The 26,216-nt window shown below is 58.5% G+C and carries 26 protein-coding genes and 1 other RNA gene; 11 read left to right on the top strand and 16 right to left on the bottom strand.

The annotated features are described in order from the left end of the window. Position 1: 1 nt before the first annotated feature. From QRN36_RS25480 to QRN36_RS25455, 6 genes are all read right to left on the bottom strand, one after another. Positions 2-1,618 carry an iron ABC transporter permease gene (locus tag QRN36_RS25480; protein ID WP_285426567.1) on the bottom strand — a complete coding sequence of 539 codons (1,617 nt, stop codon included), beginning with the start codon at positions 1,616-1,618 and terminating at the stop codon, positions 2-4. 140 nt (positions 1,619-1,758) lie between these two features. Further along, positions 1,759-2,760 carry an extracellular solute-binding protein gene (locus tag QRN36_RS25475; RefSeq protein WP_285426566.1) on the bottom strand — a complete coding sequence of 334 codons (1,002 nt, stop codon included), beginning with the start codon at positions 2,758-2,760 and terminating at the stop codon, positions 1,759-1,761. Positions 2,761-2,948: 188 nt separating this feature from the next. Continuing rightward, positions 2,949-4,169: a 2-octaprenyl-3-methyl-6-methoxy-1,4-benzoquinol hydroxylase gene (locus QRN36_RS25470; RefSeq protein WP_285426565.1), complete on the bottom strand. Its 1,221-nt coding sequence runs from the start codon at positions 4,167-4,169 to the stop codon at positions 2,949-2,951. 49 nt (positions 4,170-4,218) lie between these two features. Then, positions 4,219-5,406 carry a 2-octaprenyl-6-methoxyphenyl hydroxylase gene (gene ubiH, locus QRN36_RS25465; RefSeq protein ID WP_285426564.1) on the bottom strand — a complete coding sequence of 396 codons (1,188 nt, stop codon included), beginning with the start codon at positions 5,404-5,406 and terminating at the stop codon, positions 4,219-4,221. Then, positions 5,403-6,737 (bottom strand): Xaa-Pro aminopeptidase, encoded by a 1,335-nt coding sequence (pepP, locus tag QRN36_RS25460; RefSeq protein WP_285426579.1) that lies wholly within the window; start codon positions 6,735-6,737, stop codon positions 5,403-5,405. The genes ubiH and pepP overlap by 4 nt, the downstream gene beginning before the upstream one ends. A gap of 79 nt (positions 6,738-6,816) precedes the next feature. After that, positions 6,817-7,368: a YecA family protein gene (locus tag QRN36_RS25455; protein ID WP_285426563.1), complete on the bottom strand. Its 552-nt coding sequence runs from the start codon at positions 7,366-7,368 to the stop codon at positions 6,817-6,819. A 149-nt stretch (positions 7,369-7,517) separates the two neighbouring features. Between QRN36_RS25455 and QRN36_RS25450 the strand changes: the two genes are divergently transcribed. The 4 genes from QRN36_RS25450 (at position 7,518) to QRN36_RS25435 (ending at position 8,977) form a co-directional block, all read left to right on the top strand. Continuing rightward, positions 7,518-7,727 carry a TIGR02449 family protein gene (locus QRN36_RS25450; RefSeq protein ID WP_062379587.1) on the top strand — a complete coding sequence of 70 codons (210 nt, stop codon included), beginning with the start codon at positions 7,518-7,520 and terminating at the stop codon, positions 7,725-7,727. Beyond that, positions 7,724-8,041 carry a cell division protein ZapA gene (locus QRN36_RS25445; protein ID WP_093465947.1) on the top strand — a complete coding sequence of 106 codons (318 nt, stop codon included), beginning with the start codon at positions 7,724-7,726 and terminating at the stop codon, positions 8,039-8,041. Before QRN36_RS25450 ends, QRN36_RS25445 begins: the two co-directional genes overlap by 4 nt. 31 nt (positions 8,042-8,072) lie before the next feature. Further along, a non-coding RNA gene (gene ssrS / locus QRN36_RS25440) (6S RNA) lies at positions 8,073-8,251 on the top strand. Positions 8,252-8,350: 99 nt separating this feature from the next. Beyond that, positions 8,351-8,977 (top strand): 5-formyltetrahydrofolate cyclo-ligase, encoded by a 627-nt coding sequence (locus QRN36_RS25435; RefSeq protein ID WP_093465949.1) that lies wholly within the window; start codon positions 8,351-8,353, stop codon positions 8,975-8,977. A 123-nt stretch (positions 8,978-9,100) separates the two neighbouring features. Here the strand turns inward: QRN36_RS25435 and QRN36_RS25430 are convergent, their stop codons facing one another. Further along, on the bottom strand, positions 9,101-9,250 hold the full coding sequence (locus QRN36_RS25430) for a hypothetical protein (protein ID WP_093465951.1): 150 nt from the start codon (positions 9,248-9,250) through the stop codon (positions 9,101-9,103). Between the two features lie 194 nt (positions 9,251-9,444). Between QRN36_RS25430 and QRN36_RS25425 the strand changes: the two genes are divergently transcribed. Continuing rightward, entirely contained in the window at positions 9,445-9,894 is a 450-nt protein-coding gene (locus QRN36_RS25425; protein ID WP_285426562.1) for an EVE domain-containing protein, read from the top strand. 84 nt (positions 9,895-9,978) lie between these two features. Here QRN36_RS25425 and QRN36_RS25420 read toward each other — a convergent pair whose 3' ends face one another. Then, on the bottom strand, positions 9,979-10,389 hold the full coding sequence (locus QRN36_RS25420) for a flagellar basal body-associated protein FliL (RefSeq protein ID WP_285426561.1): 411 nt from the start codon (positions 10,387-10,389) through the stop codon (positions 9,979-9,981). Positions 10,390-10,524: 135 nt separating this feature from the next. Here QRN36_RS25420 and QRN36_RS25415 point away from each other — a divergent pair, with 135 nt between their 5' ends. From QRN36_RS25415 to QRN36_RS25400, 4 genes are all read left to right on the top strand, one after another. Next, positions 10,525-11,502: an NADPH:quinone oxidoreductase family protein gene (locus tag QRN36_RS25415; protein ID WP_285426560.1), complete on the top strand. Its 978-nt coding sequence runs from the start codon at positions 10,525-10,527 to the stop codon at positions 11,500-11,502. A 192-nt stretch (positions 11,503-11,694) separates the two neighbouring features. Continuing rightward, positions 11,695-13,248: an S-type pyocin domain-containing protein gene (locus QRN36_RS25410; RefSeq protein WP_285426559.1), complete on the top strand. Its 1,554-nt coding sequence runs from the start codon at positions 11,695-11,697 to the stop codon at positions 13,246-13,248. After that, entirely contained in the window at positions 13,235-13,519 is a 285-nt protein-coding gene (locus QRN36_RS25405) for a bacteriocin immunity protein (protein ID WP_285426558.1), read from the top strand. Before QRN36_RS25410 ends, QRN36_RS25405 begins: the two co-directional genes overlap by 14 nt. Positions 13,520-13,563: 44 nt before the next feature. Further along, complete coding sequence (locus tag QRN36_RS25400) at positions 13,564-14,433, top strand: hypothetical protein (RefSeq protein ID WP_285426557.1); 870 nt, start codon at positions 13,564-13,566, stop codon at positions 14,431-14,433. Between the two features lie 166 nt (positions 14,434-14,599). On the opposite strand, the gene QRN36_RS25395 is transcribed toward QRN36_RS25400, so the two are convergent. After that, positions 14,600-15,319 carry an energy transducer TonB gene (locus QRN36_RS25395; RefSeq protein ID WP_285426556.1) on the bottom strand — a complete coding sequence of 240 codons (720 nt, stop codon included), beginning with the start codon at positions 15,317-15,319 and terminating at the stop codon, positions 14,600-14,602. A 265-nt stretch (positions 15,320-15,584) separates the two neighbouring features. On the opposite strand from QRN36_RS25395, the gene glpT reads away from it, so the two are divergent. Next, positions 15,585-16,934 carry a glycerol-3-phosphate transporter gene (glpT, locus tag QRN36_RS25390; protein WP_285426555.1) on the top strand — a complete coding sequence of 450 codons (1,350 nt, stop codon included), beginning with the start codon at positions 15,585-15,587 and terminating at the stop codon, positions 16,932-16,934. A gap of 100 nt (positions 16,935-17,034) precedes the next feature. On the opposite strand, the gene QRN36_RS25385 is transcribed toward glpT, so the two are convergent. From QRN36_RS25385 to QRN36_RS25355, 7 genes are all read right to left on the bottom strand, one after another. Further along, positions 17,035-17,709 carry a gamma-glutamylcyclotransferase gene (locus QRN36_RS25385; RefSeq protein ID WP_285426554.1) on the bottom strand — a complete coding sequence of 225 codons (675 nt, stop codon included), beginning with the start codon at positions 17,707-17,709 and terminating at the stop codon, positions 17,035-17,037. Between the two features lie 186 nt (positions 17,710-17,895). Continuing rightward, the gene (locus tag QRN36_RS25380) at positions 17,896-18,864 is read right to left on the bottom strand and encodes a CDP-6-deoxy-delta-3,4-glucoseen reductase (protein WP_285426553.1); all 969 of its coding nucleotides are present in this window, start codon (positions 18,862-18,864) and stop codon (positions 17,896-17,898) included. Next, on the bottom strand, positions 18,864-20,330 hold the full coding sequence (gene ubiD / locus QRN36_RS25375; protein ID WP_285426552.1) for a 4-hydroxy-3-polyprenylbenzoate decarboxylase: 1,467 nt from the start codon (positions 20,328-20,330) through the stop codon (positions 18,864-18,866). The genes QRN36_RS25380 and ubiD overlap by 1 nt, the downstream gene beginning before the upstream one ends. Before the next feature lie 73 nt (positions 20,331-20,403). Beyond that, a complete protein-coding gene (locus QRN36_RS25370) occupies positions 20,404-22,365 on the bottom strand; it encodes an acyltransferase family protein (RefSeq protein WP_285426551.1) in 1,962 nt (653 codons plus the stop codon). Positions 22,366-22,456: 91 nt separating this feature from the next. Continuing rightward, positions 22,457-23,716, bottom strand: coding sequence for a transcription termination factor Rho (rho, locus tag QRN36_RS25365; RefSeq protein ID WP_027979976.1), 1,260 nt, complete (start codon positions 23,714-23,716; stop codon positions 22,457-22,459). A 228-nt stretch (positions 23,717-23,944) separates the two neighbouring features. Continuing rightward, on the bottom strand, positions 23,945-24,274 hold the full coding sequence (gene trxA / locus QRN36_RS25360; protein ID WP_166594126.1) for a thioredoxin TrxA: 330 nt from the start codon (positions 24,272-24,274) through the stop codon (positions 23,945-23,947). A gap of 167 nt (positions 24,275-24,441) precedes the next feature. Beyond that, positions 24,442-25,146, bottom strand: coding sequence for a FadR/GntR family transcriptional regulator (locus QRN36_RS25355; RefSeq protein ID WP_285426578.1), 705 nt, complete (start codon positions 25,144-25,146; stop codon positions 24,442-24,444). Between the two features lie 256 nt (positions 25,147-25,402). Here QRN36_RS25355 and QRN36_RS25350 point away from each other — a divergent pair, with 256 nt between their 5' ends. Next, on the top strand, positions 25,403-26,188 hold the full coding sequence (locus tag QRN36_RS25350) for a transporter substrate-binding domain-containing protein (protein ID WP_285426550.1): 786 nt from the start codon (positions 25,403-25,405) through the stop codon (positions 26,186-26,188). Positions 26,189-26,216 lie beyond the last annotated feature (28 nt).

Genomic DNA, 26,216 nt, shown 5'->3' with positions numbered 1-26,216 from the left:
CCTAGCCGATCGGTCTTGCCGAACGTCTGATCAAGCCAATCACCGGGAGTAAACCGACAAGGACCAGTGTCAGGGCCGGCAATGCGGCGCGGGCCCACTCGCCTTCACTGGTCATTTCAAAAATGCGCACCGCCAGCGTGTCCCAGCCAAACGGGCGCATCAGCAGGGTGGCAGGCATTTCCTTGAGCACATCGACGAACACCAGAAGCGCCGCACTCAGCGTGCCTGGAACCAGCAGCGGCAGATAAATCCTGAAAAACAATCGCGGGCCACTGACGCCCATGCTGCGTGCCGCCTCGGGTAACGACGGCCGGATGCGGGAGAGGCTGCTTTCGAGCGGGCCATACGCGACTGCAATGAAGCGCACCAGATAGGCCAGCACCAGCGCCGCCAGGCTGCCGAGCAACAACGGTCTGCCTGCTCCGCCCATCCACTGGGACAGCGGGACGACCAGTTCGCGGTCGAGATAACTGAACGCCAGCATGATGGACACAGCGAGTACCGATCCCGGGAGCGCGTAACCGATATTGGCCAGACTCACCCCCGAGCGTATGGCCCGCGTGGGCGCCAGACGCCGGGCGAATACCAGCATCATGGCGACGCAGACGGTCACCAGCGCCGCGATACCGCCCAGATAAAGCGTATGCAGAATGAGTCCGCTGTAACGCTCATCCAGATCGAAGCGGCCACGCTGCCAGACCCAGACGATCAGTTGCAGCAAAGGCACCACAAATGCGCAGGCGAACACCAAACCACACCATGTGCTCGCCGCGATCGCCTTGATGCCGTGCAGGTGATACAGCGCCTTGACGCGCGGCCGCTCGTTGACTGGCCGGCTTGCACCTCGCGCCCGATGTTCGCCGTACAGCACGACCATCACCGCCAGCAACAGCAAGCTTGCGAGTTGAGCCGCGCTCGACAGGCTGAAGAAGCCGTACCAGGTCTTGTAGATCGCCGTGGTGAAGGTATCGAAATTGAACACCGACACGGCGCCGAAATCCGCCAGGGTTTCCATCAGCGCCAGCGCAACCCCGGCGCCGATCGCGGGCCTCGCCATTGGCAACGCGACACGCCAGAACGCCTGCCACGGCGATTGTCCCAGTACGCGCGCGGCTTCCATCAGGCCTTTGCCTTGTGCCAGAAACGCCGTGCGCGCCAACAGGTAAACGTAAGGATAAAAGACCAGCACCAGCACGATGATCACGCCGCCGGTGGAGCGCACACGCGGCAGGCGTATTCCGCTGCCAAACCATTCACGCATCAGGGTTTGCACGGGGCCGGCAAAGTCGAGCAGCCCGACGAAAACGAACGCCAGCACGTAGGCCGGAATCGCGAACGGCAGCATCAGCGCCCAGTCCAGCCAGCGCCGCCCCGGGAACTCACACAACGCAGTCAGCCAAGCCAGGCTCACACCCAGCAGCGTCACGCCAAGCCCGACCCCGACGACCAGTGTCAGCGTGTTGCCCAACAATCGCGGCATCTGGGTTTCCCACAGATGCGACCAGATTTCGTGGTCGATGGTCTGCCAGGAGAACAGCAGCACGCTCAGGGGCAGCAGCACCAGTGCAGCGACGGTGAAAACCAGGGGATACCAGCGACGCTGGGCGGGATGGGCCAAGGGGAGAATCTCGATTTGGCTTGGTTACGAACCTGTAGGAGTGAGCTTGCTCGCGATTGGGTCATGTCAATCAATGCAGTTGGCACTGAACGCAAGCAATCGCGAGCAAGCTCACTCCTACAGTTGGGTGGCGTACGGAGTTAATTCCAGCCCACACGATCCATCATTCGAATCGCTTCGGCCTGACGCCGTCCGGCGACTTCCACGGGAATGGTGTCGGCTTTGAACGCGCCCCAGCTGGCCACTTCCTCGGAAGGCGCCACTTTAGGGTTGGCCGGGAATTCCTGGTTGGTGCCAGCGAAAATCGCCTGTGCTTCCGGCCCAGTCATCCACTCGACGAGCGCTTTGGCCGCCTCCGCATGCGGCGCGTATTTGGTGAGGCCGATGCCCGACAGATTGACGTGCACGCCACGATCCGACTGATTCGGCCAGAACAGACGCACAGCCAGATCCGGGTTCTGTTTGTGCAGGCGGCCGTAGTAATACGTGTTGACGATACCGACGTCGCACTGACCGGCGTTGATCGCCTCAAGCACTGCTATGTCGTCAGAGAACACATCGGTGGAAAGGTTATTGACCCAACCTTTGAGGATCTTTTCCGATGCCTCGGCGCCGTGGGTTTCGATCAGCGTCGCGGTCAGCGACTGGTTGTAGACCTTCTTCGCGGTGCGCAGGCACAAACGCCCTTCCCACTGCTTGTCCGCCAGCGCTTCATAAGTCGTCAGCTCTTCAGGCTTCACGCGGTCGGTCGAGTACGCAATGGTACGAGCGCGCAGGCTCAGGCCAGTCCAGCTGTGGGTGGAAGATCGGTACTGCGGCGGGATATTCGCGTCGATGACAGGCGAGGTGAAAGGCTGCAGGATGCCCATTTGTTCCGCTTGCCAGAGGTTGCCCGCGTCGACGGTCAGCAGCAGATCGGCCGTCGCGTTCTGCCCCTCGGCCTTGATGCGCTGCATCAGCGGCGCTTCCTTGTCGGTAATGAACTTCACGTTCACGCCGGTTTTGGCGGTGTAAGCATCGAACACCGGTTTGATCAGCTCGTCGATGCGAGAGGAATACACCACGATGTCGTCCGCGGCCTGAGCGGTTCCGCCGAGCACGGTCAGTATCAGGGCAGCCAGAATACGCTTGCTCGCCAGCATGCGGGGCCTCGTCTTTGAGAAATGAGGCGAAATGGTAGTGAATCGCATCAACGAAGTCCGGACCCAGCCGTTACCAGATGTTACGGACCACGCTTTTCTTGCCATATGCCCTGCACTGCATCGTTCAGGGAAGCGAGCTTGCTCTCGGAGCCTTCAGTGCTTCCACCATCGCCGGTGTCGGAATCTGTTCAGATCCTGGCCAACGCTGGCAAGTCCCCGCTCAATCCCAACGCCTGGCGCACGAACATCGCCTTGGCTTCTGCAGACTGATCGACGAGTTTCAGGCCCGTATTGCGCAGCCAGCGCACAGGCAAGGCGTCGGCCTGGAACAGCCGCTCGAAGCCCTCCATCGCCGCCATCAATGCCAGGTTGTGCGGCATGCGTCGACGTTCATATCGACTCAGCACTCGCTCATCTGCCAGCCGCTCACCCCGCGCGGCTGCGGCATGCAGCACTTCGGCGAGCACTGCGGCGTCGAGGAAACCCAGGTTGACGCCCTGTCCCGCCAGTGGGTGAATGGTGTGCGCCGCATCGCCAATCAGCGCCAGGCCCTCAGCGACATAACGCTTGGCGTGCCGCTGACGCAGGGGCACACACAAGCGCGGGTCGGCTGAAATGACGTGCCCAAGGCATCCCTCGAACGCCTGCTCCAGCTCACGACAAAAAGCCTCGTCGTCCAGCTTCATCAAGCGCTCTGACTCGGCGGGCGTCACCGACCAGACAATCGAACACCAATGCTCGCCCTCGCGCTCGAGTGGCAAAAAGGCCAGCGGGCCGTCATCGGTGAAGCGTTGCCACGCAGTTTTTCGGTGGGAATCAGCCGTGCGTACGCTGGTGACGATAGCGTGATGCATGTAGTCCCATTCGCGCGTTGCGGTACCGGTCATGCGTCGTACCGTCGAATTCGCACCATCGGCAGCGATCACCAGGGGCGCGCGCAAGCTGCGGCCGTCCGCCAGTGTCAGCAGCCAGTCGTCGCCGGAACGACGCATCTGCTCCAGCCGCGCATTCGCCAGCAGGCCGATGTCGCTGTCATGCAAGCGCTCGATCAGGGCGTCCTGCACGACACGGTTTTCGACAATGTGCCCCAGCACATCGGCGTGCACGCTGGAGGCGGAGAAGTGCACATTGCCTGTGCCGCTTCCGTCCCAGACGTGCATGTCGGCATAAGGGCTGACGCGGCGCGAGACAACGCCTTCCCACACGTTCAATCGCTCGAGAATCCGCTGACTGGCAGCCGACAACGCACTGACACGCGGTTCGAAAACGGCGTTGTCATCGAAGGGCTTCACGGTCAGCGGGCCGCCGTCCACGACGAGGATGTCCAATCCGCTGTTTTGCAGCGCCAGCGCAAGAGCGCTACCGACCATTCCGGCCCCGACAATCAGCAGATCTGCGCGCGTTTCCATGCTTTAAATCGTTCTCGCGTTGGGCAAGTGCCACGTATGGATGAAGGGCTCAGACATCGGCTCGTGTTCCGAGGCCCATGGCTTGGCGAGCAAACCAGCTCTTGGCCGAAGGCAACAGGTCCAGACCGAGAAGCCCCAGATTGCGACCCGCCGTGATCACGGGCTGCTGGCTGCCGAACAGGCGCGTGACCTGGTCGGAGAAGCCGACAGTCAGCTTTTGATCCAGGCGCTGGCGCTCGCGGTAGTTCTGCAAAGTCGCCAGATTACCCGGCGTCGCATCGCTGGCCAGCAGTGCCTCGGCGAGGGAAGCAGCGTCGCGCAGGGAAAGATTGAAGCCCTGTCCGGCAATCGGATGAAGGCTGTGTGCGGCGTTGCCCAGAACCACCAGATGCGAGCGCACCTGCTCCTCAGCCTCGATCAGCGAGAGCGGATAAGCATGGCGCACGCCCACTTGTTTCAGCGCGCCCAATCGGTAGCCGAACACGCCCTGCAATTCGTTGAGAAAACTGCGATCATCCAGTGCCATCAGCCGCTGCACGTCGTTACCCGTGCGGGTCCAGACCAGCGCGCAACGGTTTTCCGGCAGTGGCAGCAACGCCATCGGGCCGTCTTCGGTGAAGCGTTCGAACGCCTGACCACAGTGCGCCTCGCCCGGCGTGATATTGGCAATCAACGCGCTCTGGTCATAAGGCGTGGTCCGAACGCCGATACCCAGCTGTTCGCGCAGGCTGGAACGACCGCCGTCGGCAAGCACCGCCAAGTCGCAGTCCACTTGGGTTTCATCGCTGAGCGTGAGGCGATAACCGTCGGCCAGCGCCTGCATCTGTTTCACCTCGGCCGGCACGCGCCAACTGATCACATCGCTGTCCAGGCCCTGCCAGAGGCACTGGCCCAGCCAGGCGTTCTCGACGACGTAACCCAGCGCCGGCACGCCTTCCTGCATTGAGGACAAACGAGCCGCCCCAAATCGACCCTTGTCGGACACCTGGATCTGCAGAATAGGCTCGGCCCGGCGGCTGATCTGCTGCCACAAGCCGAGGCGCTCGTAAATCTGCCGAGCCCCGAACGACAGCGCCGAAGAACGGGCGTCGTAGCTGGGCTGGTACGTGTCGCCGGGAGCGAACGGTTCGATCATCACGATCTTCCAGCCTCGCTCTTTCGCTCCGGCCTGCAGGGCCAGAGCGAGACTGGCGCCAACCAGACCGCCGCCGACAATTGCCAGATTGAAACGGCTCATGCGGCTTGAGTTCGGGCTGCGGCCATGAGGGCCTCGATTTCGGCAACGGTCTTGGGTACGTCGCCTGTCAGGATTTCACAACCTTTTTTGGTCACCACGACATCGTCCTCGATTCGTACGCCTATTCCACGCCATTTCCTGGCGACGCTTTGATTGTCCGGCGACACATAAATCCCGGGCTCGACCGTCAGCGCCATGCCAATCTCAAGCACTCGCCATTCGCCGCCGACCTTGTACTCGCCGACATCATGCACATCCATGCCCAGCCAGTGCCCGGCCCTGTGCATGTAAAAAGCTTTGTACGCTTCGGCGGCGATCAGTTCATCGACCTCGCCCTGCAGCAACCCCAATTCCACCAGCCCGGCGGTGATCACCTGCACCGTCGCCTCATGCGCCTGGTTCCAGTGATTACCGGGCCTGATCGCTGCAAACGCAGCTTCCTGCGACTTAAGAACAAGCTCGTAGATCGCTTTCTGTTCAGCGGAAAACTTGCCGCTCACCGGGAAAGTCCGCGTGATGTCGCTGGCGTAACAGTCGATTTCACAGCCGGCGTCGATCAACACCAGATCACCGTCTTTGAGCGCTGCGTCATTCTCCTGGTAATGCAGGATGCAGGCGTTCTTGCCTGAGGCGACGATGGAGCCGTAGGCTGGCATCTTCGCCCCGCCCTTGCGGAATTCATAATCCAGCTCGGCTTCCAGGCTGAATTCATACGAACCGGCGCGGCTCGCCTGCATGGCGCGCACGTGCGCTCGCGCCGATATCTGCGCCGCTTCGCGCATAACCTTCACTTCCGCTGCCGATTTATACAGGCGCATGTCATGCAGCAGGTGATCCAGCGCAACGAACTCCTTCGGCGGCTGAGCGCCCAGGTGCGCCTTGGAGCGGATGACGTTGATCCACTCCATCACATGGCGGTCGAATTCGGGGTTGCTGCCCATGGATGAGTACACGCGGTCGCGGCCCTCGATCAGGCCCGGCAGGATGTCGTCGATGTCCGTGATCGGAAAGGCATCGTCGGCGCCGAAGTCACGGATCGCGCCGTCCTGACCGGCTCGCAGGCCATCCCACAACTCACGCTCGGGATTGCGTTCGCGGCAAAACAACACGTACTCGCCATATTCCCGGCCCGGAATCAGCACGATCACTGCCTCAGGTTCGGGAAAGCCGCTCAGGTACTGAAAATCGCTGTCCTGGCGGTACACATGTTCGACATCACGATTACGAATAGCCACCGCAGCTGCTGGCAGAATAGCAATGCTGTTGGGCTCCATCTGTTCCATCAGCGCCTTGCGACGACGGGCATATTCGGCTTTCGGGATGCGGATCATGGGCAAGTGTGGTCCTCCGGGTGGGCAAACTGGCCGGAGGCGCTGGCGAGCGACGCCGACCGGCTGGTAACGGGTGCGATCAATGCAAAGAAGGCTTCGCTTCAGGGGCCGCTTTCTTGTTGAACTCGGTGAACAGCAACAAGGGGGCAACGCGCAGGTATTCCATGACTTCCATGTAGTCGCTTTCGCCGTCTTCGGACTCTTCCAGCGCGTCCTGGATCTGGGCGATGGCCGCCAGATCCTGCAACACATCCCTGGCGTCTTCGCTCAGTGACTGGCCGCCAACCCGGGCGAAGCCGTTGAGGAAACCCTGGCACCACTGGCCAATGGCTGCGGTACGGGCCGCCAGCGACTCATCGTCACCGGGCAGCAAAAGCACGACCGCCATGTCGTCGCCGGTCAGTTCGTTTTTTACCATTTCCTGCAGACCGATCAGGGCCTGACGCACGTTGGCCTCAGGTTCTGTTTCAAGGAGCAGGAGCGCGTCGGCAATCCAGTCATCGGCGTCAAAACCGGCACCGGCGCAACTGCGGCCCAGCAACAGGCCCTGCAATTCGGCAGGTGACACGGGATGGCCACTGCCGTTGAGCAGAGTGGCGAATGCGTTATACGGGGAATTCTGATTAGGCATGGGCAACTAGGCGCCAAGCGGCGCAATGTCTAGAATGAAGGCCTTGTATCGTAGCACCGGCAGACGCGCCCAAGCTATCCGGCGATATTCCAAGGCGGTCCAGACGCCAGCTCCTGCACCACTCATCTGAAAGTAATCAGTGGAAAACAATGGAAGACAACGACCTGCAAGCGCTGATGGCTCGACTGGAGTTATTGATCAATCGTGTCGAGCAACTAAAAAGTCAAAACGGACTCCTATTAGCTCAGGAAAAAACCTGGCGCGAGGAACGCGCTCACCTCATTGAAAAGAACGAAATCGCCCGGCAGAAGGTCGAGTCCATGATTTCGCGCCTCAAGGCCCTGGAGCAAGACTCATGAGTAATGGCAACAGCATCACCGTGCAGATCCTCGACAAAGAATATTCGATCATCTGCCCACAAGAGGAGCGCACCAATCTGGTCAGCGCTGCGCGTTACCTGGACGGCAAGATGCGCGAAATCCGCAGCAGCGGCAAAGTCATCGGTGCCGACCGAATAGCAGTGATGGCTGCACTGAACATCACCCACGATCTTCTGCACAAGCAGGAATTGCCTGAAGCGCAGACCAGCGGCTCGACCCGCGAGCAGGTGCGCGACCTTCTGGACCGTGTGGATCTGGTCCTTGCCACGGATGAGCCAAAAGCACAAGGCTGATTGTTCCGACATGATTCGGTATACTTGCGACCGCTCCCTGGAGTGCTTGCCAGTCGGTCATGTCCCTGAGCCGATACGCACAACCACGGGGGTTGCACGTTGGGGTTGGTGTGCATGTCCGCTCGACGGAAAGCCTTAAAGCCTCCTGCAATCTCCACCTTGAACTTTCGGGTTCAAGGGCTACACCGACAGCGGTTCGTCGGGGAGTCTCGAATCTTCTACCCAACGCCAGACGCCATGTCTGGCGGTGGGATCGTGAATCGGACCTGATTCCCCCATCGCCCTCAAATGTCTCACGGACCCGCCTGCATGACTTCTTCTGGCGCCGACTCCCTGACCGATGTTTCCAGCCTTACCCGCCCTCAACTGCGACGCCAATTACGCAAGGCTCGTCGTGCATTGACGCGCTCACAACAGCGACAGGCGGCTGAAGGTTTGTACCGTCAGCTTGCGCAAAACCCGCTTTTTCGTCGCGCGCGGCACGTTTCTCTTTATCTTCCGATGGACGGTGAGATAGACCCCCAGTTGTTGCTGCGTGAAGCTCAACGCCGTGGCAAAGCGACCTATCTGCCGGTGCTCAGCGCATGGCCGCGGACCAAGATGGTCTTTCAGCGCGTGCGTCGTGGCGAGAAGCTGCGACCCAATCGCTTCCGGATTCCGGAGCCGCACATCAATCCCCGACAGCAGCGTAAGATCTGGGCGCTGGATCTGATTCTAATGCCGCTGGTGGGGTTCGATGATCAGGGCGGCAGACTGGGAATGGGTGGCGGCTTCTACGATCGCAGCCTGGCCTATCAGGGACGACGCAAGGCCTGGCAGAAACCGGTGTTACTCGGTCTGGCCCATGAATGTCAGAAGGTCGCAAGACTGGCCGTCGCCAGTTGGGATGTGCCGCTGCAGGGAACGGTGTCGGACAAGCGCTGGTACATGGCCTGATCAGTTTTGACTTTGCAGGCGCGCGCCAGCCCTCGAAAATCACTCAGGCAGCACACGTGCAGCAAACGCGCCGGCCCCATCGCGGGCGAGCGCGCTCCTACAAAAAAGGAATGCCTGAGAGAACTAGCGGCGAGACTGTTGCTGCTGTTGCTGAGTGACTTCAACCGGCGCATCCGCCTTCGCGGCCCACAGACTCTGCGCGTAACCGGTGGTGACAATACCCAAGCCGAACAAAATAGCCAAAATCCATAGTAAATCCGGCTTGCGTTGCATTGATTGCTCCCCTTTAGCGAATCAAAAACTCGACGTTCGCGACGTTTTGAGTGGGCCGCGTAACGGTGTAGCCCTTAAAATCCCGGCATTCTCCGACAACGTGACGCAACACGCAAATACTGGCGTCAACCGACCGTCGGGTTGTCATAAAAGCGTAGGACAAACTGTCCAGACCCCATTCAGGAGCCACAAAAATGGCCTATTGGCTGATGAAATCCGAGCCCGATGAGCTCTCGATTACCGGTTTGCAAAAACTTGGCCAGACCCGCTGGGACGGCGTCCGCAACTATCAGGCACGTAATTTTCTGCGCGCGATGGCAGTGAGTGATGAGTTCTTTTTCTATCACTCAAGCTGCCCGGAGCCAGGCATCGCCGGCATCGGCAAAATCATCCAGGCCGCGTATCCGGATCCCACCGCACTTGATGACAAGAGCCACTACTTCGACGCCAAAGCAACTCAGGAAAAGAATCCCTGGAGCGCCATCGACGTGGCTTTCGTCGAAACCTTTCCACGCGTTCTCAGCCTCGGTTTTCTGAAACAACAGACCGCGCTCGAACAGCTGCCGCTGGTGCAAAAAGGCAGTCGGCTATCGGTCATGCCAGTGACGGCCGATCAATGGGCCGCAGTGCTGGCATTGCGCTGAGGCGCCCGAACGCTCGGTGCCAGCAGCAACACGCTGACCGCCTCGTTGCTTATCCTGTCAGGGGCGCTTACACAACTGAATGCGTCATTGCGCAATAAAGTTGTTGAACAGCAGATCGTCAACGACAGGCTTGCCGGTCTCTTGGGTCAGTACTTCCTGCGTCTGCTTGAGGGCTTCCTGACGCAGCTTTTCCTTGGCTTCGACATTGCTCATGCTGTCGACCGTCTGCTGTGTGAACAGCGCGACCAGTTGATTGCGGATCAGCGGCTCGTTCTGTTTCACCAGTTTCTGCGCCTCGGCGCCCGTCACGCGCAATGCGACGTCGGCTTTGTAAACATGCAGCTTCGGACTGCCATCCAGCGAGTAATTGCCCACGAATGGTGGCGTCAGCGCCACGTAAGAGACCTTGTTCGGGTCATCCTTCTCACCGCCCTCTTCGGCCATTGCCACCACAGGAATCGACAACGCCAACAACATCAGAATCCACGCTTTCACAGTCCACTCCTCAATCCGGTTCGACGCATAGCTTACTGCAGCTTATGCACACCTATCAGGCCGGGGCATGCTCATTGACCCGACAACCCCGCTACCTACACTTATCGGCCATCACCGGAAAAGGAATAGCCCTCGATGAAAGCCGTGCTCTGCAAAGCCTTCGGTCCTGCCAGAAATCTGGTGCTGGAAGACATTCCGGCGCCTGAACCGAAGAAAAACGAAATCCTTCTGGACGTGCACGCTGCCGGGGTCAACTTCCCGGACACCCTGATCATCGAAGGCAAATACCAGTTCAAACCGCCCTTCCCCTTCTCACCAGGCGGAGAGGCTTCCGGCGTCGTGGCCGCCGTCGGAGAGAAGGTGAGTCATCTGAAAGTCGGCGACAGAGTCATGGCCCTCACGGGCTGGGGCAGTTTCGCAGAGCAGATCGCCGTCGCCGGGTACAACGTCCTGCCTATTCCACAGGCGATGGACTTCACCACAGCTGCCGCTTTCAGCATGACTTACGGCACGTCGATGCACGCACTCAAACAGCGCGCCAACCTGCAGCCAGGCGAAACCCTCCTCGTGCTCGGCGCGTCAGGCGGAGTCGGCCTGGCCGCAGTGGAAATTGGCAAAGCCATGGGCGCCCGCGTCATTGCCGCCGCCAGCAGCGCCGACAAACTCGAAGTCGCCCGAAACGCAGGTGCAGATGAGCTGATCAATTACAGCGAATCCAGCCTCAAGGACGAACTCAAGCGCCTGACCAAAGGCAACGGTGTCGACGTCATCTACGACCCCGTTGGCGGCGACCTTTTTGACCAGGCCATCCGCGCCATCGCCTGGAATGGCCGCCTCCTCGTCGTCGGCTTCGCCAGCGGACGCATCCCCGAACTCCCCGCGAACCTTGCTTTGCTGAAAGGCGCCTCGGTGGTCGGCGTGTTCTGGGGCTCATTCGCCCAGCGCCAGCCCCAAGACAACGCGGCTAATTTTCAGCAACTGTTCAAGTGGTATAGCGAAGGGAAGTTGAAGCCGCTGGTCTCGAAGGTTTATCCGCTGGAAGAGGCAGGGGAAGCGATTGATTCGTTGGGTCAGAGGAAGGCGGTTGGGAAGGTAGTGATTGGGGTGAGGTAAATTCACCATTCGAAAGCGAATCTACCGCTGCTATTTCTTCTGTAGATTTTAGATTTAACAACATTGGGGGTCAGCAAGGAAGCCACTAACCCCTACCACGAAAGCAGATAGATCCTAACATAAATATATATGTAAATATTTTATAAAAATCAGGTTACGTATCCCCCATACAGCTAACAAGGAGAAAACTGTATGGGCGAGAAAAACATAGTTGTAAATTGGGGCCAGCCTCAAGCCTCACGTTCTGATCCTAACAGTGGTTCGCACAGAAATTTGCCTGCTGGATATGGACTGAGCAGCAGGGGAGATTTCCTGAGTCAAGATTTTGATAACAGCGACTTTATTTCATTCTGGCTTCATGAGATTTGGGTAAGAGAGGCCGAAGCTGCGAGGGAAAAAAAAGCAGCGGCTATCATGGCTGCCGAAGTCACGAAGAGAGACGCAGAAGCCGCTGCGCGGGCAATAGAGCATCAGACGAACGAACTCGCTAGACTTCAGGTTGAAAAGGCCGCTGCCGAGCTAGCAGAACAGCAAGCCCGAAAGGCGGCGCAGGAAAGTTTAAAGCGTGATGCTGAAGACTCCGCACGTATAAAAGCGGAGAAATTAGCTGATGAGGCGAATTCAGCTGCCAAATTCGCAAAAGCCGAAAAGCTAAGAACTGATGCAGCAGAACATGTAAAGCGTACTTCCGATGCAAAGCGATTTTGGTCAGCGATCGCAAGCCCTAACGCACCGACAATAGAGGCTCCAGGTGTGCTGGAAAGGGCAACCGATTTGACAAAAAAGTTTTTTATCAACAACGCTATAAATACATTAGGCAGGCAATTACCACTCCTCGCCGCTCTTTACCCGTCGGGTCTTGACCCCGCCGAGAGGTTCCCGCAAGTATTCACAACTCCCGCCTCTGGGTTGGGAGCATTGAATGCTGACCTCCTGTTTATTGCAGGCAAAAAGGGAACAGTCGATGTAACTCACCGACTAATGCCTGACGCTCAGGGCACTCGACTAGAATGGCACAAGGCTGATGGAGTTCTTGTTGGATCGAAGGTGCGTGTTCGGCCAGCCGTTTACGATCCACATACGAACACTTACAACTTCACACGAGATGGCGAGACCATTCCTTCGCTCACTTGGACCCCGCAGATCCGGCCAACGAGTAGCTCGACGACCTTACCAGCAACCTACCAAGACACGCCTGCATACCCGGGCGCCGAAAGCACTCCTGCAGTTCCTCAGCTTAATTTACATCCCGAGCAAACTGCGGAGCCGGACGATTATATAATCGACCTACCGGCTGAGTTAGGACTCGAAAACCCATATGTTTATTTCAAGAATCCTCGGCAAATTCCGGGGATTGCAAGTGGCTATGGCCAGCCAGTTACAGGAATATGGCTAGGTGACTGCACAAATACACAAGGAGCTCCTATCCCTTCACAAATTGCAGACAGACTGAGAGGTCAACGTTTTTCAGACTTTAATAAAATGCGAGAAGCCATTTGGGCAGAAGTTGCCACTGATACGATCCTTAGCGGGGATTTTTCTAAACAAAATCTCAGCCTAATGTTGAACGGGGACGCGCCATTTGCTAAGGAAGCAGATCAGCGCGGCGGGCGCAAAAAATTTGAGATACATCATATTGAAGAAGTAGCAAAAGGTGGCGAAGTGTACGACTTTTCCAATATGGTTATAATGACCCCTAGCGCTCACATCACTTACCATGGAAAAACCCAGCATGAATCTCTTTAAAGACACGATAGAAGAGTATACTGAAAGCGAATTCTTGGCCTTTTTGGAAGCGATGATGGCTAACCCTGATAATTTAAAGGGTCGCGATTTCGGTAAGCGAGTAGAAAAATTTGTCGAACATTTCAAAAAGGTTACAGAACATCCGGAAGGATCGGACGTTATCTTCTATCCCAAGGAGGGCCAAGAGGACAGCCCGAAAGGTATACTGAAAGAGGTGAAACAATGGCGAGCGGCGAATGGCAAGCCTGGATTCAAGCGTGAAGATGATTAACCCGACACGTCAAATATAACCATACAAACAAGGAAGTCTTATACATGTACGAAGTCACTCATCAACTTAATCTGTTGCCTAATGCCGTTCGCTCAGAGCTGATTGCCCGCGCCGGGCATACCGCTGGTATGGCGCCTCTCCTGCTCGTCACACATCACCGAGCAATCGCGCATGACCTGATCGCGCAGAAGCGAGCACGGTTTGAGCCTTTGCCGCCACATGGCGAAATGGCCAGCTTGATTTCCGACATGCTGCAATCTAACGACCTCTCACTTCTCAGCGGTCCTGCTCATCAACCATTTTCGCGCTGGGTTACTCACGAGATCGTCAAATCTTTGCAGATTTTCATGGATAACCTTGCGCCCTTGCAGGCAAACCTTGAGCAGGAGGCGCATGAAAGAGCAGTGCATGCAGCTCGAATTGCCCAACGCCAAGCAGAAGAAACAGCCCGGAAGCTAGCCCAACGTCAGGCTGAAGAGGCAGCACGTATGCATGCTCAACGTATGGCAGATGAAGCTGCCCGTCAATTGGCTCAACATCAAGCCGAAGAGGCGGCGAAATCAGCCGCCCGACAGCTTGCGGAGCAACAGGCGTATGCTGCGGCGCAAGCGTTAGCAGAACAGAAGGCACAGGAAGCTGCACTACAGGAAGCCCGATTTACGCTGGAATTAGTCCCTTTGATAACGGAGCAACCTCTTGAAGCAGCGTTCACCATTGAGCCTTCTCTTAGCGAGACCGCTATAAACACCTCAGTGGTTAAAATCGCATTCATGCCAGGTCCTGCAGCGATGGCGGAGATTGACCGCGCAACATTGGTACTTAAACAGAGCATCGATGCTGCGGTGATTGAGTATGCCTCTGCAATCAGCCCTTATCTGAAGACTCCTGAGGATACCGTCCAGATGGCCCGATAAAGGCTTGCCTAGTAACACTTGCCATTAGCGAAACGTAGATCTGATCTCCGTTTCGCCTGCCCCAACAGGGGAGATGAGCAAAACATGAAATAAGCGCCTTCGTTGGCAACACCTGCGTATACCGTACGTTGAGCGCTTATTTATTTATCAACGCCAGCGCCTGAACCTAAGCATGGATATTTCCAATCAAAACATCCTCAGTCAACCTCACACTTCCTACTTCTGACCGGGCGTTCTCATCTGTCGCCAGGTTCAGCATCAACCTGCGAATGGCCTCGGGCAAATGATCGGCATAGCGGCTGTTCGGCTTGCGCCGACAGAGGGTGGCGACTTGTGGAATCGACTTCTTGAATTGCACGAGTAACGCATTGCGCTGGTTTTCATCGGGCACTCTCGACGCCACGTAGTCGCTGGCAAGAAATTCAGCCATGTACCAGAAGACGTCAACGTCGCTCAGCTGCGCCTCGGGAAAATCTCGTTTGCTGGCCTTGATCTCATGGTTCAGGTACGCGCAGAGCGTCTGGTTCAGGCCGACCGTGATCTCGCGCGAGAAAGGTTCGATGCCGCGAGCGCCGAACAGGACCAGTACCATGAATTCCTCTTTATTGGGTCCGCTGCTCTGCGCGTTCCAGGGTTTGAATCGCCATTGCACCACTGCCCGTTGGACGGCAAGGGCCAGCTCGGGATGCCCGCTCTCGACGACACGTGTGGCCTGCACGGTGCCGCTCGGCCCCACGGTGAGGCTGACCCGGACCTTGCCGGCGTAACGAGCTTCTGCCAAATCGGGAGGAAACTCGGGCTTGGGGGCATATACGGCAGTCAATGCCTCCCGTGCATGAACTTCCAAGGCGCAAAGCAACAACAGAATGAACGCAAATAACCGCACAGCTTCCTCAACATCCAGACACCTTTCGGCAGACGGCGGCGATGGTAGGCGCTCCCTGACGCCCGGTTAAGGTTATCGCTTCCTGTACGCAAGTAGGACCGATCCTAAACGCCGAACACCCAGTTACACATCCGCGCCATGTTCGTAATCCAACACGCCAACGCGCCTGAAATCGGGAGATTTCCCGATGAGAAGCCTTCCTATTTTCTGTAATGAAAATGTAATATTCACTTTCGCATAACAATACAAAAACTGGAGTGTCTCGATGTTTGCCTTCTTCCGCCCAGCCGCGCATCAGGCTCCGCTGCCTGCCGAGCGCGTCGATAAAACCTACCGTCGCCTGCGCTGGCAGATCTTCGCCGGTATTTTCTTCGGCTACGCGGGCTATTACCTGCTGCGCAAAAACTTCTCGCTGGCAATGCCTTATCTGATCGATCAGGGCTATACGCGTGGTGAGCTGGGTGTGGCGATTTCGGCCATTGCCATCGCATACGGCCTGTCGAAGTTTCTGATGGGGCTGGTGTCCGACCGCTCCAATCCGCGCTATTTCTTGCCGTTCGGCTTGCTGATTTCCGCGCTGGTCATGTTCGTCTTCGGCTTCGCGCCTTGGGCGACGTCGAGCGTGACCATCATGTTCATTCTGCTGTTCATCAACGGCTGGGCTCAGGGCATGGGTTGGCCGCCGAGTGGCCGGACCATGGTGCACTGGTGGTCGCAGAAAGAGCGCGGCGGCGTGGTGTCGGTATGGAACGTGGCCCACAACGTGGGCGGCGGTCTGATCGGTCCGCTGTTCCTGCTGGGCCTGGGCTGGACCAACGACTGGCATGCGGCGTTCTACGTCCCTGCAGCGGTGGCCTTGTTCGTCGCACTGTTTGCCTTCATCACCATGCGCGACACCCCGCAATCAGTCGGCTTGCCGCCGGTTGAGGAGTACAAGAATGACTACCCGGAAGGCTACGATGCGAGCCACGAGGAAGAATTCAGCGCCAAGGAAATCTTCGTCAAATACGTGCTGCGCAACAAGATGCTCTGGTATATCGCGCTGGCTAACGTGTTCGTTTACCTGCTGCGCTACGGCGTGCTGGACTGGGCACCGACCTACCTCAAGGAAGCCAAGCACTTCACGGTAGACACGACGTCCTGGGCGTACTTTTTCTACGAGTGGGCAGGCATCCCCGGCACGCTGTTGTGCGGCTGGATGTCGGACAAAATATTCCGGGGCAATCGCGGCCTGACCGGCATTGTGTTCATGCTGTTGGTGACTGTCGCCACTCTGGTTTACTGGCTCAACCCGCCGGGTAACCCGACCATCGACATGGTTGCATTGATCTCCATCGGCTTTCTCATTTATGGACCGGTCATGCTGGTCGGCCTGCAAGCGCTGGAGCTCGCTCCTAAAAAGGCGGCAGGCACTGCGGCGGGCTTCACAGGGCTGTTCGGTTATCTGGGTGGTTCGGTGGCTGCGAGTGCTTTGATGGGTTACACCGTGGACCACTTCGGCTGGGACGGCGGCTTCATCATGCTGGTGGCTGCGTGCGTGCTGTCGATCGTGTTCCTGGCGCCGACACTCAAGCACACACGCGTGGCGAGTCAGTCGCGTGAGGCCGCGGCGTAAAACGTCCGGAAGAACGGCTTGATAGGCTTCAACGCTTATCAAGCCGACGGGCGAAACTCCCGCATCGCCTTGGCATGAAAACAGCGTTCGCGACCAGCTGTTAAACCGCCAGCAATATCGGTTTGCACCGTTTGAACCGCTCTTCCAGGCTCAAGTCCGGCATTGCATGGCTGCGCAAGGCGTGGATGGTCTGTTCAACGTACTCCCACGTCGTGCCATAGCGGCCGCTGGCGCTTGCCAGCACTTGGGTCAGCACGCTGTCCGGCAGATTTCCTGCGTAGCTGGGCAGGTGACGCTCCAGCACGAATCCGAGCGCTTGCACCTTGGTGCCATCCTCCAGGCGGCAACTGAGCCAATGAGGACGATAGGACGGGAACGGCATTTCTCGCTGCCACAAAGCCAGCAACGATTCCTCGATGTTCTCTTCCGGCAAGCGATAGGCGAAGCCGCTGCACGAACCGCCGCGATCAAGACCGAAGACCAGACCGGGCTGCTCCGGGGTGCCACGATGCTCGTGGGACCAGAGGTAGAGGCCGCGGTGATAACCATGCACGCGGCCGCGCTGACGCTCCACGGCGGAGCATTCCGGACGCCAGATCAACGAGCCGTAAGCGAACAGCCAGACAGGCCCGCCCTTGTGGCGGCTCATGGTGGCATGCATGGAGGCGAGAAGTTGTTCGCGGGTCAGTTTAGGCCCAAGGTCGATAACGGGTGGATATGACAACCCGAGGCCGTCGTGTACAGCTTCCACCAAGCTATTGATTTGATTCCCCATCTGGCTCCCCCGCTGGCCAATATGACGCCAGCGTAGTGCAAAGTACTGCTTAAAGCGGCTCACGCAACAGCGAATCAACAATCAGACACTGTTGCGAGCAACGTGCGGGCCGTGACGCCGAAAAACCGACCCCGCACCTATTCTGATGCAATTAGCTCTCCACGGCTGCCGCCATCGGGCGGACGGTCAGGCGCGCGGCGCGTAGGCGAACACGTCAGCACGCATCTGATGCGCATCCATTCCGGCCAGCACCAGCGCATCGAGCGTGGAATAGACCATCGCCGGCGAACCGCTGGCGTAGACGTAGATCGACTTGAGGTCCTTGAAATCCTCGCACACAGCTTCGTGCAGCATCCCGCAGCGTCCTTCCCAGCCACACAGATCACTGACGATCTTGTGCAGGTGCAAGTTGGGCAGCGTCTTCCACTCATCCCAGTGCTTGAGCTCGTAAAAGTCTTCCGGACGGCGAACGCCCCAATAAACATGCACCGGATACGGAAAACCTTTGGCCCGGCAGTGCTCGATCAAACTGTGCATCTGCCCCATGCCGGTGCCGGCGGCGATCAGTACCAGTGGACCGTCCGGGAGCTCGCCCAGGTGCGTATCGCCAAAGGGCAGCTCGACGCGCGCCATGCCCTCGCGTTGCAACTGCTTGATCAGATTCTGAGCGCTGGCTTCTCTCGCCAGCACGTGAAACTCAAGATCGCGACCGCTCTCAGGCGCCGATGCCATGGAAAACGCCGACTTCTCGCCGTCGTCCCGCTCGATCATCAAATACTGACCCGCGTGATAGCGCGGCGGCTTACCCGCTGGTGCACGCAGCATGACACGCCAGACATCGCCGCCCACCTCGACACACTCGCTGACCTGACAGGCGAACGTGCGCACCGGCAATTCACCAAGGGCCAGAACGCTGTCCCAGAGGACCACGCAGTCCGCCTGCGGCACCGCCAGGCAGGTGTAGATTTCGCCGTGCTCAAGGACTTCGCCCGCCTGCAGCACGCGGCCTTCGACCAGCAGTGCCGAGCAGATATGGCAATTGCCGTTGCGACAGCTTTGCGGGCATTCGTAGCCCAGGCGCTGAGCGGCGTCGAGGATCCGCTCGCCAGGCAACGTTTCGATTACTGCGCCCGACGGCTGCAAGGTTACGCGCATCAATCTATTCCCAGCTGATTCCAGATGTCATCGATCCGGCGAGTGACGGCGTCGTCTTTGACGATGGTGCGCCCCCATTCCCGGGTGGTCTCGCCTGGCCATTTATGGGTGGCATCGAGTCCCATTTTCGAACCCAGGCCGGAGACCGGCGAGGCGAAGTCGAGGTAATCGATAGGCGTGTTGTCGATCATCACCGTATCGCGCTTGGGGTCCATGCGCGTGGTAATCGCCCAGATGACGTCATTCCAGTCACGAGCATTGATGTCGTCATCGGTGACGATAACGAACTTGGTGTACATGAACTGTCGCAAAAACGACCAGACACCCAACATCACGCGCTTGGCATGGCCGGGATACTGCTTCTTCATGGTCACGACCGCCATGCGATACGAGCAACCCTCTGGCGGCAGATAGAAATCAGTGATTTCCGGAAACTGCTTCTGGAGGATCGGCACGAACACTTCGTTCAGCGCCACACCCAGAATCGCGGGCTCATCCGGTGGACGGCCGGTGTAAGTGCTGTGGTAAATCGGCTTGATGCGGTGAGTGATGCGCTCGACGGTGAACACCGGGAAGCTGTCGACCTCGTTGTAATAGCCGGTATGGTCGCCATAAGGACCCTCGTCAGCCATTTCGCCGGGGTGAATCACGCCCTCGAGGACGATCTCGGCGCTGGACGGCACTTGAAGATCGTTGCCACGGCATTTGATCAGTTCGGTCCGATTGCCGCGCAGCAAACCGGCGAACGCGTACTCGGACAGGCTGTCAGGCACCGGCGTGACGGCGCCGAGAATGGTCGCAGGGTCTGCGCCCAAGGCCACGGAGACAGGGAATGGCTGACCCGGATGCTTATCGCACCACTCTTTGAAGTCCAGCGCGCCGCCACGATGGCTCAGCCAGCGCATGATCACTTTGTTGCGGCCGATGACCTGCTGACGGTAGATACCCAGATTCTGGCGTTCTTTGTTCGGGCCTTTGGTGACGGTCAGCCCCCAGGTGATCAAGGGACCGACATCTCCCGGCCAGCACGTCTGGACGGGAAGCATGCCCAGGTCGACGTCATCGCCTTCGATGACCACTTCCTGACACGGCGCGTCCTTGACGACCTTCGGCGCCATGGAGATGACTTTCTTGAAGATCGGCAACTTCGACCAGGCGTCTTTCAGGCCTTTCGGAGGCTCGGGCTCTTTGAGGAAGGCCAGCAACTTGCCGATTTCCCGCAGCTCTTCGGTGGATTCGGCGCCCATCCCCATCGCGACACGCTCGGGCGTGCCGAAGAGGTTGCCAAGTACCGGAATGTCATAGCCGGTCGGGTTCTCGAACAGCAGTGCCGGACCCTTGTTACGCAAGGTCCGGTCGCATACTTCGGTCATCTCCAGCACAGGGGAAATCGGTACCTGGATGCGTTTCAACTCTCCGCGCTGCTCAAGCTGCTGCACGAAATCCCGTAGATCCTTGAATTTCATTAACCCGGCCACTTAACAAATAGATGCACATCCTACCTGCTCTGGCGGCCGACAGCAGCTGTCGAACACGCAATCAGCCGCCCCGAAGCGTGTTTTCACCAAGGAAAACCGGCGCCAGCAGCGGCTTCATGCGCTCCCCGCCATGGTCGGACAGGTGATCTTCGTCCTTGTATTGGGAAACTCCATTGAGTGCAGCCCGACAGATGCCGTCCGGACACAGGATGGGTGCAGGGTCCAGCACATGCACATCAGGATCGGCCGCGCTGAGGCCGGCGAACAACTCACTGATGAAGCGCTGTCGAGCCAGGTGATCGGTGATCGGGCGACCAACGTCTGCCGCCGATCGCCCTACCATCGCCAGGCTGCTCAGCCGCGCGATGGTCCCTTGACGCTGCAAAGGCACTTCCTTGACCAGCCATACCTGGGCGCCGGTCTGACGAATGCTGGCGACGGTCTCGCGAATCTGCGCTGACACGCGCTGCTCGGCAACCTCGCGGCTCTCGTGCTTATAGATCGCGTTGCGCATGTCGCCGTCCTCGGCACCGTAAAGGTACAGACTCCAGCGCGCGGCAAGGACCACGTCGTGGATGCGCTTTTCCTGAATCAGGCTCGCCACCCGCTTGTTGAAGTCCGCGCATTGTTTTCGAGAAACCTTGCCCGGAATCGGCGGGCACCCGGACAGCGATATGAGCCAGACCGGCTGGTTGTACAGTTCTGCGTCCGACTTGATCGCAGGAAGCAGGTGTGCCGCATGGCTGTCGCCCCACACCAGCTGTTCAGGGGTATCGTGCGACTCGGGACCGAAACGGCACACTTTCATCGGCTCTTTGCTGTCGCTGTCCATCAGGCACTGCAACTGACCTGCCTGCCACTCGCGTGAGTCGGCATACGCCTTGGCAAGCCCGGACAGCCTGTCCGGTACGCCATCGGCCGAGCGGATGACCTGCCCGGCAGTGCCTAACACGACAATCGCCGCCAGCCCGCCGACCAATATCGATTTACGAGTGGCCAGCACACGCCTGTCGCGGAACGGCAGCTCGACAAACTTCCAGCTCAGGAGGGCCAGCACCACGCTTAATGCAATCCAGAGCACCGACTCACTCCAGACCATCGCGTCTACCGATATCGCATTCGCATAAACGAAAACCGGCCAGTGCCACAGATACAGCGAGTAGGAAATCAGCCCGACACCCACCAGCGCCGGATGGCTGAGCACGCGGCCCACTAACGTGCTGCGATGACCGTTGGCCCAGATCATTGCTGCTGCGCCCAGTACCGGCAGCAGCGCAGCCTTGCCGGGAAACGGCGTGAACTTGTCCAGAGCGAACATCGCATACAGCACCGACAATAGCCCCAGACCGCTGACCGCCTCATAGACCCAAGGTCGCAATCTAGTGGAGGTTGCCGGGACGACCGCGAGCATCGCGCCACACAGCAGCTCCCAGGCGCGCATCGGCAGCAGGAAAAACGCAGCGTCGGGGTTGCGATTGATAATCCAGACATTCAGGCCGAAGGACAGCAGCAAAAGGCCGCCGAGGACCATGCGCCAATGCTTGAGGAAGCGGGTGAGCAGGACCATGAGCATCGGGAAGAACACGTAGTACTGCTCTTCGACCGACAGCGACCAGGTATGCAGCAGCGGCTTGAAATCCGAGGCCGGATTGAAATAACCGTCCTGCCTCATGAACAGGATGTTGGACATGAAGGTGGCCTGATAACGAACCGCCCTTCCCAACTGCGAGAGATCCTTCGGGGTCAGTAACAGCCAGCCCACGACAAGGCAGGCCAGCAACACCACGCTGAGCGCCGGCAGGATACGACGCGCACGTCTTGCCCAGAAATCGACGAAGCTGAAACGCCCCGCGCTGATTTCACGAAAAATGATGGAGGTGATCAGATAGCCGGAAATGACGAAGAATACGTCTACACCGACGAACCCTCCGCTGAAACCAAGGCCGAAATGAAAGAGCACGACCGGTATTACGGCCAGAGCCCTCAGCCCGTCGATGTCACGACGGTTGCCAAACGTATGCATGACGCTCCCTGTCTCCTGATGTGCGAATGAAAACTAAAAAAATGGTGCCCCAAGGGACACCATTTTTTTATAGCCGGTTCGGTGAGGCGCTTTACTTGCGCTTCATCGACAGGAAGAACTCATCGTTGGTCTTGGTCTGTTTCAGCTTGTCGACCAGGAATTCGATGGCGGCCACTTCATCCATCGGATGCAGCAGCTTGCGCAGAATCCACATGCGCTGCAGCTCGTCATCGGCGGTCAGCAACTCTTCACGGCGCGTGCCGGAACGGTTGATGTTGATGGCCGGGAAGACGCGCTTTTCAGCGATCTTGCGATCCAGAGGCAGCTCCATGTTGCCGGTGCCTTTGAACTCTTCGTAGATCACTTCGTCCATCTTCGAGCCGGTTTCAACCAGCGCGGTAGCGATGATGGTCAGCGAGCCGCCTTCTTCGATGTTACGAGCCGCACCGAAGAAACGCTTTGGTTTTTCCAGTGCGTGGGCGTCGACACCACCGGTCAGTACCTTGCCGGAGCTCGGGATGACGGTGTTGTAAGCGCGCGCCAGACGAGTGATGGAGTCGAGCAGGATGACCACGTCCTTCTTGTGCTCGACAAGACGCTTGGCCTTCTCGATCACCATTTCGGCGACTTGCACGTGACGGGTAGGTGGCTCGTCGAACGTGGAGGCGACCACTTCGCCGCGCACGGTGCGCTGCATTTCGGTCACTTCTTCCGGACGCTCATCGATCAGCAGAACGATCAGATGGACTTCAGGGTTGTTACGGGTGATGTTCGACGCGATGTTCTGCAGCATGATGGTCTTGCCCGCCTTTGGCGGAGCAACGATCAGACCACGCTGACCCTTACCGATCGGGGCGCAGAGGTCGATCACGCGACCGGTGAGGTCTTCGGTGGAACCGTTACCGGCTTCCATCTTCATGCGCACGGTCGGGAACAGCGGCGTCAGGTTTTCAAACAGAATCTTGTTCTTCGCGTTTTCTGGACGGTCGAAGTTGATGGTGTCGACCTTGAGCAGTGCGAAGTAACGCTCGCCTTCTTTCGGCGGGCGGATCTTGCCGACAATGGTGTCGCCCGTGCGAAGGTTGAAGCGGCGGATCTGGCTCGGCGAGACGTAGATGTCGTCTGGGCCGGCGAGGTAGGAGGCGTCTGCAGAGCGGAGGAAGCCGAAGCCATCCTGGAGGATCTCCAGCACGCCATCACCCGAGATTTCCTCGCCGCTTTTAGCGTGCTTTTTCAGCAGGGAGAAGATCACATCCTGCTTGCGCGAACGGGCCATATTTTCTATGCCCATCTGTTCGGCCATTTCGAGCAGATCGGTAATAGGCTTTTGCTTGAGTTCAGTCAGGTTCATATAGGAATGACGTAATCATGTATGGAGGGGGAAATTAAGCTTTTGGCTTAATGAGGCCGCGCCGCAGAGAAGGCGACAGGATCGCGTACAAATCGAAAGGAGAGCGTCGGCGACGGCTAGCAGGGGGCAACGGAGAAGCCGTTGCGGGGCCGAATGTACCACTTGATTTTCCAAGCGTCTAGTGCAACGCCAGAAAAAAGCCCCGCTGTTTGCGGGGCTTTAGCGCCATCAGATGTTGGCGTCCAGAAACGCTTGCAACTGAGACTTGGACAGAGCGCCGACCTTGGTGGCAGCCACTTCACCGTCCTTGAACAGCATCAGGGTCGGAATGCCACGAACGCCGTGCTTGGCCGGAGTTTCCTGGTTTTCGTCAATGTTCAGCTTGGCAATGGTCAGCTTGCCTTCGTAGGTGCCGGCGATGTCGTCCAGAACCGGAGCGATCATTTTGCACGGGCCACACCACTCAGCCCAGTAATCAACCAGCACAGGGCCTTGTGCCTTCAGGACATCGGCTTCGAAGCTCGCGTCGCTGACGTGTTTGATAAGGTCGCTACTCATGAGATTTCTCCGAGGTCATAGGCAAAAAAACGTGGACCATCATAACTGTGTCACGCCGTGACAGGAAGGCGCGGGCGATTGTCTCTTGCTATGAACATCGATGACTAGCTTTATTGAAGTGACGGGGGCGCCCATACACGGCTCGCCCGCCCTAGGGGCATGATCCTTCATGCAGAAGGCGCGACGAATACGATTCCGGTACGCAGCGCCGCACCTCTTATATGCTCCTGCATCGCTTTCTGCGCCGGACCTGAGGCGTTTCGGGCCAGCGCGCGGAGGATTTTGCGATGCTCCTGCCAGGTTTCCATGGCCCTGCCCGCGCGAATGAAGGGCAGTTTCTGGCTCTCGAGAAAAATGTCTGCGCTCGCAGTAATGATGCTGAGAATCGCCTGGTTGCCGCTGGCGATCAAAATGCGTCGGTGAAAATCGAAATCGAGCCGGGCGGCGCAATCGAAGTCGCCCGCTTTCAGCTCCAGACGCATGGCCTCCACATTGTCTTCAAGCACATCGCGCTCATCGGCCGTCAATGTCACCGCGGCAAGGCCCGCGGCGAAGCCTTCGAGCGCGTAGCGCAACTGGAAGGTTTCTGAAGGCGACGCATGGGCGGCATACGGCCATGAAAAACCGCTCGTGCGCTGTTCTGGTTCAGAAACGGCCTGCACGAATACGCCTTTCCCGGGCTGCACACTGACAACGCCCAACGCACTCAAAGACGACAAGGCCTCTCGCAACGAGGCACGACTCACGCCGAGGCGAACCGCCAGATCCCGCTGCGATGGCAGGCTGTCGCCGGGCGCGTAGCCCTGCTCGGCGATCAATTTGCGGATCGCCTGAAAGGCTGCTTCGGGTACTGCAATGGGACTCGGATGCATGGCTGTCCGGAGGCGATAACCGTTGGAAATTCCTCTTTTATAGTCATCCGCCGGATTCGGCAAGTCACGCCCAAGCAAGGGGCGCCGGGGCTTTGCGGCGCGCCAAAGGAGGGCGAACCATTGATCGACTGTTCAGACCAGTTAGACCGCTTTGGCGCCACAGCCCGCATTCCGTGGTCGCGTCCGTGTGGGTGGCATGGGCTGTGCAAATGACGTTCGGCATCCGCTAACCATACGATCGATCCGGAGACGTCACATGACCAAGCGTTACAACGCTCTGCTTGCTGCCCTGTTTGCCAGCCTGATGCTCGGCCAGGCCCCCGCTCAGGCCAATGGCCTGGACGATGTGACTGCGCGCGGCACACTCAAGGTCGCCGTTCCTCAGGATTTCCCGCCGTTTGGTTCGGTCGGCCCTGACATGAAGCCACGCGGGCTGGACATCGACACCGCACAGCTGATCGCCGATCAATTGAAGGTCAAGCTTGAGCTGACGCCAGTCAACAGCACTAACCGCATTCCGTTCCTGACCACCGGCAAGGTCGATCTGGTGATCTCCAGCCTCGGCAAGAACCCGGATCGTGAAAAAGTCATCGATTTTTCCCGAGCCTACGCGCCCTTCTACCTGGCGGTATTCGGTCCGCCTGATGCTTCCATCAACGGCGTGGACGACTTGAAAGGCAAGACCATCAGCGTGACCCGCGGCGCCATCGAAGACATCGAGCTGACCGCCGTTGCGCCCAAGGAAGCCACGATCAAGCGCTTCGAAGACAACAACTCCACCATTGCAGCTTATCTGGCCAACCAGACTGACCTGATCGCCAGCGGCAACGTGGTGATGGTTGCCATCAGCGAGAAGAATCCGAAGCGTATCCCGGCCCTGAAGGTCAAGCTCAAGGATTCGCCGGTGTATGTCGGTGTCAACAAAGGTCAGCCGGAACTGCTGGCCAAGGTCAACGAAATCCTTGAAGCGGCGAAGAAAGACGGCGCGCTGGAAAAGAACTCGCAGACCTGGCTCAAGCAGCCGCTGCCTGCTGATCTCTGATCGCCGTTCTCCAGCCACCCCACCTGAT

Origin of the sequence: Pseudomonas sp. efr-133-TYG-103a (assembly GCF_030209235.1) — a bacterium.
GTDB lineage: Bacteria > Pseudomonadota > Gammaproteobacteria > Pseudomonadales > Pseudomonadaceae > Aquipseudomonas.
Note: the sequence above shows the minus strand (reverse complement) of the source record. Positions and strands in the feature narration are given on the sequence as shown.